This window comes from Streptomyces sp. ADI96-02, assembly GCF_003846185.1.
Taxonomy (GTDB): Bacteria; Actinomycetota; Actinomycetes; order Streptomycetales; family Streptomycetaceae; genus Streptomyces.
On record NZ_ML123034.1, the window covers coordinates 6,381,407 to 6,394,669 of the forward strand.

Below are 13,263 nucleotides of genomic sequence, written 5' to 3' on the forward strand. Positions count from 1 at the left end.
TGAAGTTCGTGGCGAAGGCGAGGGAGCACGGTGCGCTGACCGCCGTCATCACCGGCAGCCCGCAGTCCCCCATCGCCGCCGAGGTCGATGTGGCGCTGCACACCGGCACCGGGGTCGGCGGCTCCTGGACGGACTACTTCGCCGGACGCTCCAGCGACTCCCTGATCGGCGCGCTGCTGTGGGCCCTGGTCGCCCAGCGGATCCCGGACCGCATCTACGGCCGTGCCGGCCACGGCGACGAAGCCGAACACGCTCCCCGCAACCGCGCCGTCTTCGCCTACCCCTCGCACTGACCGGCCCACCTCCGGAACACGGGCCCGGCACGCCTTCGACCACCCCACCCACCCACCTCCCCCTTCAGCTCCCCGTACGCGACACACGACACACGCCACACGAGACAGAACGAGACACACTCATGCCCGAACTGACCATCACCGACGACGGGTTCCTCCTCGACGGCGCGCCCTTCCGCATCGTCTCCGGCAGCCTGCACTACTTCCGGGTCCACCCCGAACAGTGGGCCGACCGGCTGCACAAGGCACGCCTGATGGGCCTCAACACCGTCGACGTGTACATCCCCTGGAACCTCCACCAGCCCCGGCGGGGCGGGCCGCTCCGGCTGGAGGACGGCCTGGACCTGCCGCGCTTCCTGGAGCTCGCCGCCGCCGAGGGGTTGCACGTGCTGCTCCGTCCGGGCCCGTACATCTGCGCCGAGTGGGAGGCGGGCGGTCTGCCGGCCTGGCTGCTGGCCGACCCCGACGTGCGGCTCCGCACGTCCGACCCCCGCTACCAGGAGCCGGTCGACCGGTACTTCGAGCTGCTCCTGCCGCACATCCGCCCCCATCTGGCGACCGAGGGCGGACCTGTCGTCGCCGTCCAGGTGGAGAACGAGTACGGGGCCTCGGGGCTGCGCGACAGCGCTCACCTCGCCCACCTCGTGACCCTGCTCCAGCAGGGCGGGGTCGACGTTCCGCTCTTCACCTCCGACCAGGCGGGCGACCTGGCCGACGGCGGCATTCCCGGCATCCTGCGCACCGTCAACTTCAGCCGGGGAGCGGCGGCCCGCCTGCGGAGCCTGCGGGAGCACCAGCCCCGGGGCCCGCTGATGTGCGGCGAGTTCTGGTCGGGTTGGTTCGACCGGTGGGGGAGCGGACACAACAGGCGATCCGCGGACGAGGTCTGCGGCACGCTCGACGAGATCCTCGCGGCGGACGCGAGCGTCAACATCTACATGTTCCACGGCGGCACCAACTTCGGTTTCACCAACGGGGCGAACGACAAGGGGCACTACCGGCCCACCATCACCTCCTACGACTACGACGCCCCGCTCGACGAGGCCGGTGATCCCACCGACAAGTACGGCAGGTTCCGGGAGATCATCGCCCGGTACGCGACGGTGCCCGCCGAGCCCGTGCCGCCCGCGAGCCGCAAGCTGAGCCTGCCGGACATCCGGCTCACGGAACGGGCCTCCCTGCTCGCCCAGGCCGACCGGCTCGGCACCGCCCGGCAGGCGGAACGGCCGCTCACCATGGAGGAGTTGGGCCAGGCGTTCGGCTTCGTCCTGTACCGGACGACGCTGCCCGCCGCCGGCGACGGCGTACTGCGCCTCGGGGAGGTCCACGACCGCTGCCAGGTCTTCGTGGACGGGCAGCCGATCGGCGTCCTGGAGCGGGAGCGGCGCGAGCAGGCGCTGAGCCTGCGGTCGCCGGCCGCCGGAGCGAGCCTCACGCTCCTCGTCGAGAACCAGGGCCGGGTGAACTACGGCGCGGGGCTGCGCGACTGGAAGGGCGTCGCGGGCCCCGTCACCTTCGACGGCGAGCCGCTGTCCGGGTGGACCTGCACACCGCTTCCGCTGGACGACCCGGCGGCCCTGGCGTTCTCGCCGGCCGGGACCGATGCCGGTCCGGCGTTCCACCGGGGAACGTTCGAGGTGGCGGAGCCGGCCGACACGTTCCTGCACCTCCCGGGCTGGACCAAGGGCAACGCCTGGGTCAACGGCTTCCCGCTGGGCCGCTTCTGGTCCCGAGGGCCGCAGCACTCGCTGTACGTGCCCGGACCCGTCCTGCGCCCGGGAGCCAACGAGGTCGTCGTACTCGAACTCCACGGCAGCGCAACGGACGTGGTGCGTCTGGACGTGAGTCCGGATCTCGGCCCGGCCGAGTAGGCCGCCCGGGGGCCGTCCCGTGATCCCGGGTGAAACCACCGGCGCACACCGGAAGCCTCTGATAAAGTTTTTCCTGAAATTCAGATGTGATCATCACAATTGATAAAGTCTTTCGGGCAGGTTTTCCCGGGGCGCACGCACGAGAAGGTGAGCTGGCATGCAGCGGCTATCGGTCGACACCGACGTAACCGTCGTCGGGGGCGGACTCGCGGGGGTCGCGGCGGCGATCGGCGCGGCCCGCACCGGCGCCCGGGTCGCCCTGATCAACAACCGGCCGGTGCTCGGCGGCAACGCGAGCAGCGAGATCCGGGTCTGGGTCTGCGGGGCGACGGCGCACGGCGCGCAGAAGTACGCCCGGGAGACCGGCGTCATGGGCGAGCTGTTCCGCGAGAACCAGTACCGCAACCCCGAGGGCAACCCGTTCCTGTGGGACCAGGTCGTGCTGGACGCCGTCCGCGCCGAGCCCAACATCCGGCTCTTCCTCAACACCGACGTACGCGAGGTGGAGGCGGACGGGGCCGACGACGCCCGGACCGTGCGCGCCGTCAGCGGGTGGCAGATGGGATCGGAGCGGATCATCCGCTTCTCCAGCCCGCTCTTCGTCGACGCCACCGGCGACGGACTGGTCGGCGAACAGGCGGGCGCCTGGTACCGCTCCGGGCGCGAGGCCGCGCACGAGTTCGGCGAGGAGTGGGCCCCCGACCAGGCGGACTCCGACATGCTGGGCAGCACGATGTTCTTCTACACGAAGGACACCAAAGAGCCCGTCAGGTTCGTGCCGCCGTCCATCGCCAAGGACGTCGCCGCCACCTCCATCGTGCGCAACCGGCCCATCAGCACGACCGCCAACGGCTGCGACTACTGGTGGATCGAGTACGGCGGCGAGCTGGACGCCGTCGGCGACAACGAAGCGATCCGGGACGAGCTGTGGGCCGTCGTCTACGGCATCTGGGACCACATCAAGAACTCCGGCGAGTTCGACGCCGACACCCTCACCCTGGAGTGGGTGGGCTCGGTGCCGGGCAAGAGGGAGTACCGGCGCTTCGTCGGCGACCACGTCCTCACCCAGCAGGACATCATCGAGCAGACGCGGTTCCCGGACGCGGTGGGCTTCGGCGGCTGGTCCATCGACCTGCATCCGGCCGGCGGCATGTACGCGGAGGACGACGGCTCCAAGCACCTGTTCTCGGCCGGTCTCTACCACATCCCGTTCCGCAGCCTGTACTCGCGCAACGTCGGCAACCTCCTGCTGGCCGGACGCGACATATCCGCCAGCCACGTGGCGTTCGGCACCACCCGCGTCATGGCCACCTGCGCCGTCACCGGCGAGGCGTCCGGCGTCGCCGCCGCGCTCTGCGCCCGCGACGGCCTGACGCCGCGCCGGCTGGCCGGCGAACACCTCGACCTGCTCCAGCAGACGCTCCTGCGCCACGACGCCTCACTGCTCGGCGTCGAATGGCACGACCCCGCGGACCTCGCACGGTCCGCCCGCGCCACCGCGTCGAGCGAGCTGCGCGTGATCGGCGCCCAGCCCCGGCCCGGCGAGCACACGAGCCGGCAGCCCCTCGACGGCCACGACATCGGGCTCGTCCTGCCCGTGGAGCCCGCCATCGACGCCGTCGACCTCCTTCTCGACGTGTCCCGCGCGACGACCGTGGAGCTGGAGCTGTGGTCGACCGGCGGCGGCGAGAACCACATCCCCGTGAAGGAGCTGGACCGCGCCTCGCTCGAACTCGCGCCCGGCGAGCAGTGGGTGCGCGCCCCCTTCTCCCACGAGGCGCCCGGCGGGCAGAACGTGGTCGTGCTGCTGCGCCGCAACCCCGACGCGGCCCTGGTCGTACTCGACCGGCCGGGACCCTACGGCGTACTGGGACTGGTGAGCCGTACACCGCGCACCGACAGCGGCCGGCCGCAGTCCAACGCCTGGTCCGCCGAGGAGCTGCGCCGCCGGTGCCCGGCCGTCGTGGTGAGGGGCGAGAGCAGTGCCTACGAGGCGGGGCAGGCGACCGGTCCGCTGCAACGGCCCTACGACGGGCCGCGCATGTGGTCGTCGCAGTCGCTCGCCACCGACCCCGAGCCCTGGATCCGGCTCGACTGGGCGGAGCCCCGCACCATCGGTTGCGTCGACGCCGTCTTCAACGACGACGTCGACCTCGACCTCGTCAACCTCCACCACCACCGCACCCCGTTCCCCGTCGTCCCCGAGCTGGTGCGGGACTACAGCGTCGAGGCGCTGGTGGACGGCGGCTGGCGGACCCTGGCCCGGGTGCGGGACAACCGCGAACGCCGCAGGTCCCACCTCCTGGACGAGCCGGTCGCGGCCACCGCCCTGCGGCTGAAGGTCCATGCCACCAACGGGTCCGAGTGGGCCACGGTGGTGGCGCTGCGCGTCTTCGGAACGGAGCTGGGCTGACCATGCCGGAACACCGCACCGCCGCTCCGCGGCACACCCTTGCCCGCCTGCCCGGACTCGCCTTCGGCGGGGACTACAACCCCGAGCAGTGGCCCGAGGAGGTCTGGCAGGAGGACGTCCGGCTGATGCGGGAGGCCGGCGTCAACCTGGTCAGCGTCGGCATCTTCTCCTGGGCCCTGCTCGAACCGGAAGAAGGCGTCCACGACTTCGGGTGGCTGGACCGCGTCGTCGACCTCCTGCACGAGCACGGCGTCCGCGTCGACCTCGCGACCCCGACCGTGGCCCCGCCCGCCTGGTTCTACCGGGCGCACCCCGAGGCGCTGCCCGTCACCCGCGAGGGCGTCCGGTACTCCTTCGGATCGCGCGGCGCCATCTGCCACAACAGCCCCGCCTACCGCGAGGCCGCCGCCCGCATCACCGCCGAAGTGGCCCGGCACTACGCCGGGCATCCCGCTCTCGCCCTGTGGCACGTCCACAACGAGTACGGCGCGCCGGTGAGCGCGTGCTACTGCGACACCTGCGCGGCCGGCTTCCGCAGATGGCTCGCCGACCGCCACGGCGCCCTCGACGCCCTCAACGAGGCGTGGGGCACGGCCTTCTGGGGCCAGCGCTACACCTCCTACGAGCAGATCGACCCGCCACGCCTGACCCCCGGGACGTGCAACCCGTCGCAGCAACTGGACTACAAGCGGTTCGCGGACGCCGCCATGCGGGAGAACTTCCGCGCCGAACGCGACATCCTGCACCGCCTCTCGCCCGGTGTCCCGGTGACCACCAACTTCATGACCGCGCTCAGCCAGTGCGACACCGTCGACTACTGGGCCTGGGGCCGGGAGGTCGACGTCGTCACCAACGACCACTACCTGATCACCGACGGCCGCCGCACCCACGTGAACCTCGCCATGGCCGCCGACCTCACCCGCTCGGTGGCGGGCGGCGCTCCCTGGCTGCTGCTCGAACACTCCACCTCCGGGGTCAACTGGCAACCCCGCAACCCGGCCAAGGCCCCCGGCGAGATGGCCCGCAACTCACTCGCCCACGTGGCCCGCGGTTCGGAGGGCGCGCTGTTCTTCCAGTGGCGCCAGTCGCGGCGCGGCAGCGAGAAGTTCCACTCCGCGATGGTTCCGCAGGGCGGCACGGAGACCCGCGTCTGGCGCGAAGTGACGGCACTGGGCGCGGGCCTGGAGGCGCTGGCCGAGGTCAAGGGCTCCCGGACCGTGGCGGACGCCGCCATGGTGTGGGACTGGCACTCCTGGTGGGCGCAGAGCGCCGAGGGGCAGCCCAGCGTCGACCACCGGCCCCAGGAGCGTGCGGACAGCTTCTACGAGGCCCTGTACGACCGGCACCTGACGGTCGACTTCGCCCACCCCGAAGCGGACCTGTCCGGCTACCCGCTCGTGGTGGTGCCCGCGCTCTACCTCACCACCCTGAGCGCGGGGGAGAACCTGCGCCGCTACGTCGAGAACGGCGGGACCCTCGTCGTCTCGTACTTCTCCGGCATCGTCGACGAGCACGACGCGGTCCACCCGGGCCCCTACCCCGGCGCCCTGCGCGACGTGCTGGGGCTGACCGTGGAGGAGTGGTCGCCGCTGCTGCCCGGCGAGACGGTCCGCGTGAACGGCCCGGACGGGACGTCGGCCCGCGCGGACATGTGGTCCGAGGCGGTCGTCCCCGCCGGGGCCGAGACCGTGTGGAGCTATGACGACGGACCGTCGGCGGGACGCGCGGCGGTGACCCGCCACCGACTGGGCGCGGGCGCCGCCTGGTACGTGTCCACCCGGATGGACGCGGCGGGGACCGCCTCGGTCCTGCGGGCGGCCCGCGCCGACGCCGGGCTGGCCGAACGCGACGACCTGCCCCACGACGTGGAGGTGGTGCGCCGCTCGGGCGACGGCGGCGACTACCTGTTCGTCGTCAACCACTCCGCGCGGCCCGCCCGCGTGCCACTGCCGGACTCCGGCACCGAGCTGCTGACCGGCGAACGCACCACCGGCGCGCTCGCCGTGCCGCCCGGTGCGGTGAGGGTGGTCGGTCCGGACCGCTGACAGCCCCGGGCGGGCACGTCGAGCCGCCGTCCGTACGCGGGGCGGCCGGGCGCACCGCGCGGGCGGTCCCGGCCGCCGGCGCGTGTCCGCCCCCGGCCGGGCGTCCGCCCCGCGCGCCTCAGGCGTCCGCCGCGCAGCGGAAGCCGCAGTTGCCACTGCTGGAGTCCGGGGTGTTGGCGGTGCGCGCCGCCACCCGGTAGCGGTTGCAGTAGGAGTCGTGGCACAGGTAGGAGCCGCCGCGCATGACCCGGCTCGCCCCCTCCTCGGGCCCGCGCGGGTCTGTGCGGGGCGCCGCCGGGTGGGAGGCGGTGAAGCGGTCGGCGACCCACTCCCACACGTTGCCCACCATGTTGTGCAGGCCGTACGCGTTGGGCCGGTACGCGTCGACCGGAGCGGTGCCCTGGTAGCCGTCCTCGAAGGTGTTGACGACGGGGAACTCGCCCTGCCAGATGTTGCAGCGCCACCGGCCGCGCGGGGTGAGGTCGTCGCCCCACGGATAGCGGGCCTGGTCGAGACCGCCGCGCGCCGCGTACTCCCACTCGGCCTCGGTCGGCAGCCGCTTGCCCGCCCATGCCGCGTACGCCTGCGCGTCGTCCCACGTCACATGCGTGACAGGGTGCTGGGCCCGGTCGCCGATGCCGGAGCCGGGCCCCTCGGGAGTCCGCCATGCCGCCCCCTCGACGCCGCGCCACCACGGGGTGCCGGACGCTCCGCGCGTCGCGCGTACGCGCTCGGGGGTGAGGAAACCCGCGAACACGTAGGACCAGCCGAAGCGTTCGGCGGCCGTGACGTATCCGGTGTCCTTCACGAAGGAGGCGAAGCGCGCGTTGGTGATCGCGGTCCGGTCCAGGCGGAAGGGCGAGACGGTGACCTCGCGCACCGGCCCCTCGCCGTCCCCCGGGTTGGCGTGGGCGTCCTCGTTGCCCATACGGAACGTGCCGCCGGGCAGCGCCACCATGCCGGCGCCGACGGGGCGTCGCGCCCGCGGCAGGCCGGGCGTCGCGGGACGGGCGCCGCCACCTCCGGCGGGCGCACAGCACGCCGAACCGGCGCCGGGTCTCCCGGCAGCCGGGGGAGCAGAGTCGTGCACGTCCATGGACTCCTCCTGATCCAACAGAGATCATCAGATGCAAACATTTTGAACCATGGAAAGACTCGCACAAGAACGCGATCACGAACACGTTCCCGTCATGGAGGCGTCATGCCCAACCGCCGTCAGTTCCTCGCCGGTTCCGCCGCGGCACTGGCTCTCGCGGCCCTGCCCGGGGCCCCGGCCGCCGCCGCGCCGCGCGCCGCCCGCCGCGCCCCGAACATCGTGCTGATCCTCGCCGACGACCTCGGATACGGCGAACTCGGCGCCTACGGCCAGAAGAAGATCACCACACCGCGCATCGACGCCCTCGCCGCTCAGGGCCTGCGCTTCACGCAGGCGTACTCGGCGGCGGCGGTCTGCGCCCCCTCGCGCTGCTCGCTGCTGACGGGCCTGCACAGCGGACACGCGGCGGTGCGGCAGAACCCGTTCGCCGGGGACGAGGGCCAGGGCAGGCTGCGCGAAGGCGACACCACGTTCGCCGAGGTGCTCCGCACCCGCGGCTACCGCACCGGGTGCATCGGCAAGTGGGGCTTCGGGCCGGATCTGGCAGACCAGCCCAGCCACCCCAACTCCCGTGGTTTCGAGGAGTTCTACGGATACATCAACCACGGACACGCGCACGAGTACTACCCCGACCACCTGTGGCGCAACGCGGAGTGGTCCCCGATACCGGAGAACGCCGACGGAGCCCAGGGAGCGTTCGCGGCCGATCTGATCGAGCGGCGCGCGCTGGACTTCCTCGACGACCACGCCGACGAGCCGTTCCTGCTCTTCCTCACCCCCACCCTGCCGCACTTCCCCAACGTGATCCCCGACAAGGACATGGGTGCGTACGCCGGCACGACCTGGGGCAAGCCCGAGAAGGCGCACGCCGCCCAGATCACCCGCCTGGACACGCTCGTCGGCAACGTCACCGACCGCCTGAAGTCCCTCGGCATCGAGCAGGACACCCTGGTCCTCGTCACCAGCGACAACGGACCGCACGAGGAGGGCGGTCCCGAAGGCCCGGTCAACCCGGACTTCTTCGACGCGAACGGCCCGCTGCGCGGCTACAAGCGCAATCTGCACGAAGGCGGGGTGCGCGTCCCGCTCATCGCCTGGCAGCCGGGCACGATCGCGGCGGGCGTCACCGACCGGCCGACGCCGCAGCTCGACCTGCTGCCCACCTTCGCCGAGCTGGCCGGCGCGCCCGCACCCGGCGACCTGGACGGGACGTCGGTGGCGCCCCTGCTGTCGGGCGTCGCGACCGCGCCGAACCCGTATCTGTACTGGATGCGCAACGACCCCTACTCGGGCCGGCTCAGCGAGCAGGTGGACAGGAACCGCGGGAAGCGGCTGGCGGAGGCCGTCCGCAGGGGCGACCTGAAGGCGATCCGCTTCGCGCCCGCCCGCGACCGGTCGGCGCCGGACAGCCAGTGGGCGCTGGAGCTGTACGACATCGCCCAGGATCCGGGCGAGACGAAGGACATCGCCGCGGCCAACCCGGCGGCGGTCGCCGAACTGACCGCCCTGATGCGCTCCTCGTGGGCCGACTCCTACCCCCGTGAGCCGTACGGGGTGAGGCTCGCGGGCACGACCCTCGCGGTCCCCGGCCGGATCTTCACGGTCGACACGTCCTTCGGCAACGCCTCGGCCTCGGCCTGGGCCGGCCCCGAGGTGCGGCTCGTCGTCCCGACCGGCTGGCAGGCCCGCGCGACCACGCCCTCGACCGCGAGTTCCCTGGCCGGCGGCGGCTCGTTCACGGTGACCTGGGAGGTGACCCCGCCCTCGACCCTGAGGGTGGGCGCGGCCGCCACCCTGCGCGCGGAGGCCACCGCGACGTTCGGCGGCGGCGCTCTGGCGTTCGGCGACACCAGAACCGTCACCGCCGTGGCGTCGCTGCCCCAACCTCCCGCCGCCGACGCCTATATGAGCGACCTGACCTGGGTCTCGGCCGTCAACGCCTGGGGGCCGGTCGAGCGCGACGCCTCCAACGGCAAACAGGCCGCCGGAGACGGATCCCCGATCAGCCTGAGCGGAACCGTGTACGCGAAGGGACTCGGCGTGCACGCCAGGTCGGACGTCCTCTTCCATCTGGGCGGCCGTGCGAAGCGCCTGACCGCCCACGTCGGCATCGACGACTTCTCCGCCCGCCAGTCCGACGCCGGAGCGGTCAGGGCCCGTGTCCTCGGCGACGGCGTGCCCCTCTTCGACAGCGGAACGCTGACCGCCGCGGGAGGCCCGAAGCGCGTCGACGTGGACGTGACGGGTGTGTTCGCGCTGCGGCTGCTCGTGGAGGACGCCAACGGCAACGGCGCGTACGACCACACGTCATGGGCGGACGCCGGGATCACCGTCTGACCGGCCGGACGCGGGCCGCTCGGCCCCTCGGCCACGGCCCGCGTCCGAGGTGCGAGACCGTGTCCCGGCACGCTTCGAAGCTGTATACTAGCTGTATGCAGTTGTGGCCGCGGAGGGACCGATGACGTCGGGCAGGGAGAAGGCGTACGCCTTCCTCAAGGAGGACGTTCTCACCGATCCGGACCGCCAGGGCGAGTTCCTCTCCGAACAGGAGCTGGCGAACCGCATCGGCGTCTCCCGCACCCCCGTCCGCGAGGCGCTGCTGCTGCTCGCCGCCGAGGACCTCGTACGGCTGGTCCCCAAGCGCGGAGCGCAGATCGTTCCGCTCTCGGGGCGCGAGATCACCGAGCTGATGGAGCTGCGCGGCATCGTCGAGCGGTACGCGGCGGAGCGGGTCATGCCGGGAGCGCCGGACCTGATCTCCGGACTGACCGGACTCCTGGAGCGCCAACGGACGCTGAGCCGACCCGAGTTCGCCCGGGAGTTCATCGCCGTGGACCACCTCTTCCACGCGACGATCGTCGCGGCGGCGGGCAACTCCCTGCTCGACCGGCACTACGACGGGCTGCGCAGCCGGCAGATCCGGGCCGGCGTGGTGGCGCTGTACAACCAGCAGGGCAGGCAGGAGTCCGTCCTGACCGAGCATCAGGACATTCTGGCGGCCATCGCCTCCGGGGACCGGCCGGCCGCCCGAGCGGCGATCGACGCACACCTGGAGACGACGCTCAAGGTCCTGCTCGCGGGTTGAGGGCCGTCCCGCCAGGACGTGGAGGGCCGTCCACCCCCAGAGCTTGCCGGGCAGCTCTCAGGGGGTGTCCGGCCCCGATCGGCCGGACACCCCTCCGCCGGGGCTCCGCCCCGTCTCTCCGCTCTTCGGCGTGCCCTCTCAACGGGCCTGCGGCAGCCTCCGGTTGGCCAGCACCGGAATGGTCCGCCGGACCGATGCGACCTCCTGCGGATCCACGTCCGCGACGAGCATCCCGGGTGCGGCCCCGAGCCGCTGCCGCACGGTCCCGTCGGGCCCGACGAACGCGCTGTGCCCGATCCCGGTGGGCGCGGTGGACCCGGCCGGTCCGCCGCCCGCTCCGTCGTCGGAGGCCGCCGGGTCGGCCTGGCCCACGGCGGCCAGGAAGAGGGTGGCGTCCAGGGCCCGCGCCCGGATCAGCAGCTCCCACTGCTCGCGCTTGCCGGGGCCCGCGCCCCAGGAGGCCGGGAGCACCGAGAGCACGGCTCCGGCGTCGGCGTGCGCCCGGAAGAGTTCGGGGAAGCGCACGTCGTAACACGTGGCCAGCCCGATCCGGACGCCGTCCACGTCGATGGTCACGACCTCGGATCCCGCCGCCACGGCGTCGGACTCGGCATAGCCGAAGGCGTCGTAGAGGTGGATCTTGTCGTAGGCGGCCTCGACACCCGGGCCGGTGGCGAGCAGGGTGTTGGCCACCTTGCCGTCCGGCGCCGGCGTGAACATGCCCGCGACGACGACCAGCCCGCTCTCCTCGGCCAGGAGCCGTACCGACGTGGCCCACGGGCCGTCGAGCGGTTCGGCGAGCGGCGCGAGCGGGGTACCGAAGCACGCCATCGCGGCCTCCGGGAAGACGATGACACGGGCGTCCTCGGCCGCGGCCCGACGTGCCTCGGCGCGAAGAAGTCCCAGATTCCGCTCCGGATCGGGTCCCGTGGTGATCTGGCTCAGCGCGATGCGCATGGACTGTTCCAACTCCCTTGCGGACGACGGCGTTCAGTGGTTCGTTGCGGGCTCGACGAGGGTGGCGGGCTTCCCTCCGCCGGGCAGTTCCTCCTCATCGGCGTCCTTGCCGTCCCGGCCCAGGCTCACGCCGATGATGGTGACCACCGCTGTGACCGCCACGTAGAGGGCCAGCGGGATCCAGGAGTCGTACGCGTCGAGCAGCGTGGTGAACAGCAGAGGCGCGACGGCTCCGCCGATGACCCCGGCCAGCGTGTAGGCGAGGGAGGACCCGGTGTAGCGCAACCGGGGCGAGAACTGCTCGGCGATGAACGCGGCCTGCGGCCCGTACATCAGCGAGTGGATGGCAAGCGCCACCACGACGCCCAGGGCGAGCAGCGGCCAGTTGCCCTCGCCGATCATCGGGAAGAACAGGAAGGGCCACACGCCCGCCGCCACGGCCGAGACGCCGTACAGCATGCGCCGGCTGACCCGGTCGGAGAGCGCTCCGGCCAGCGGGATGAGGAAGACCTGGAACGTGGAGCCGATCAATACGGCGGAGAGCGCCGCGCCGCGCGACATGCCCAGCTCGCCCGTGGCGTAGGTCAGCACGAAGACGGTGAACAGCGCGTACAGCACGTCCGGGGCGACCCGGCTGAGGATCGCGGCGGTCAGCGCGCGCGGGTGCGAGGCGAACACTTCGCGGATCGGCGCCTCGGGCCGCGTCTGCTCGGCCTCCATCGCCTTGAAGACCGGGGTCTCCTCCAGCTTCGCGCGGATCCACAGGCCGAAGAAGACCAGGACCCCGGAGAGGAGGAAGGCCACACGCCAGCCCCACGAGATGAACTGCTCCTCGGTCAGCATGACGCCGAGGGCGGCGAGCACACCGTTGGCCATCAGGTTTCCGGCGGGCGGGCCGATCTGCGCGGCCGACGCGAGGAAGCCGCGCCGCTTCGGATCACCGAACTCGCTGGAGAGCAGCACCGCCCCGCCCCACTCGCCGCCCACGCCGACACCCTGCGCGAAGCGGAGGACGACCAGGGCGATGGGGGCCGCCACGCCGATCGTGGCGTGCGACGGAAGCAGACCGATCAGGAGGGTCGCGACCCCGATCAGGACGAGTGTCGCGATGAGGACCTTCTTGCGGCCGATCTTGTCGCCGAGCCGCCCGAAGACGAACCCTCCCAGAGGTCGGGACACGTAACCGACGGCGTACGTCGAGAAGGCCAGCAGTGTGCCGGTGGCCGGATCGTCCGAGGGGAAGAAGACCTCGCCGAAGACCAGCGCGGCGGCCACCGAGTAGATGGCGAAGTCGTACCACTCCAGGGCGGTACCGGTGAGACTGGCGAAAAAGGCGCGGCGGACCGCCGACCCTTCGAAACGTTGAGCTTGCATCTCATCTTCCCTGCTCAGGCCCGTATGCGTGCTGTCGTTCACGATGCCTCTCCTTGCTGAGGTGCGCTATCGACCTAGCGGCATACTTCTTGTATACAGGTCGTATGCGCAAGGCTTTGGCGCAAACAA

General features: G+C 72.1%; 8 protein-coding genes and 1 pseudogene. 6 read left to right on the forward strand and 3 right to left on the reverse strand.

Annotated elements, in window-relative coordinates:
- The 4 genes and pseudogenes from EES43_RS27920 to EES43_RS27935 all read left to right on the forward strand — a co-directional run.
- A pseudogene (locus tag EES43_RS27920) lies at positions 1-293 on the forward strand (hypothetical protein); the annotation flags it as partial.
- Positions 294-415: 122 nt separating this feature from the next.
- Positions 416-2,164 (forward strand): glycoside hydrolase family 35 protein, encoded by a 1,749-nt coding sequence (locus EES43_RS27925; protein ID WP_124271330.1) that lies wholly within the window; start codon positions 416-418, stop codon positions 2,162-2,164.
- A gap of 157 nt (positions 2,165-2,321) precedes the next feature.
- A complete protein-coding gene (locus EES43_RS27930; protein WP_124271331.1) occupies positions 2,322-4,577 on the forward strand; it encodes an FAD-dependent oxidoreductase in 2,256 nt (751 codons plus the stop codon).
- 2 nt (positions 4,578-4,579) lie between these two features.
- Entirely contained in the window at positions 4,580-6,622 is a 2,043-nt protein-coding gene (locus tag EES43_RS27935; RefSeq protein WP_124271332.1) for a beta-galactosidase, read from the forward strand.
- Positions 6,623-6,740: 118 nt separating this feature from the next.
- Here the strand turns inward: EES43_RS27935 and EES43_RS27940 are convergent, their stop codons facing one another.
- On the reverse strand, positions 6,741-7,580 hold the full coding sequence (locus EES43_RS27940; RefSeq protein ID WP_241192731.1) for a formylglycine-generating enzyme family protein: 840 nt from the start codon (positions 7,578-7,580) through the stop codon (positions 6,741-6,743).
- A 243-nt stretch (positions 7,581-7,823) separates the two neighbouring features.
- On the opposite strand from EES43_RS27940, the gene EES43_RS27945 reads away from it, so the two are divergent.
- Both EES43_RS27945 and EES43_RS27950 read left to right on the forward strand, forming a co-directional pair.
- A complete protein-coding gene (locus tag EES43_RS27945) occupies positions 7,824-10,055 on the forward strand; it encodes a sulfatase-like hydrolase/transferase (RefSeq protein WP_124271334.1) in 2,232 nt (743 codons plus the stop codon).
- A 121-nt stretch (positions 10,056-10,176) separates the two neighbouring features.
- Complete coding sequence (locus EES43_RS27950) at positions 10,177-10,803, forward strand: GntR family transcriptional regulator (RefSeq protein ID WP_124271335.1); 627 nt, start codon at positions 10,177-10,179, stop codon at positions 10,801-10,803.
- 138 nt (positions 10,804-10,941) lie between these two features.
- Here the strand turns inward: EES43_RS27950 and EES43_RS27955 are convergent, their stop codons facing one another.
- Together EES43_RS27955 and EES43_RS27960 are read right to left on the reverse strand one after the other, a co-directional pair.
- Positions 10,942-11,760, reverse strand: a complete 819-nt coding sequence (locus EES43_RS27955) for a carbon-nitrogen hydrolase family protein (protein ID WP_124271336.1) — start codon at positions 11,758-11,760, stop codon at positions 10,942-10,944.
- A gap of 33 nt (positions 11,761-11,793) precedes the next feature.
- On the reverse strand, positions 11,794-13,134 hold the full coding sequence (locus EES43_RS27960) for an MFS transporter (RefSeq protein WP_124271337.1): 1,341 nt from the start codon (positions 13,132-13,134) through the stop codon (positions 11,794-11,796).
- Between the last annotated feature and the right edge of the window lie 129 nt (positions 13,135-13,263).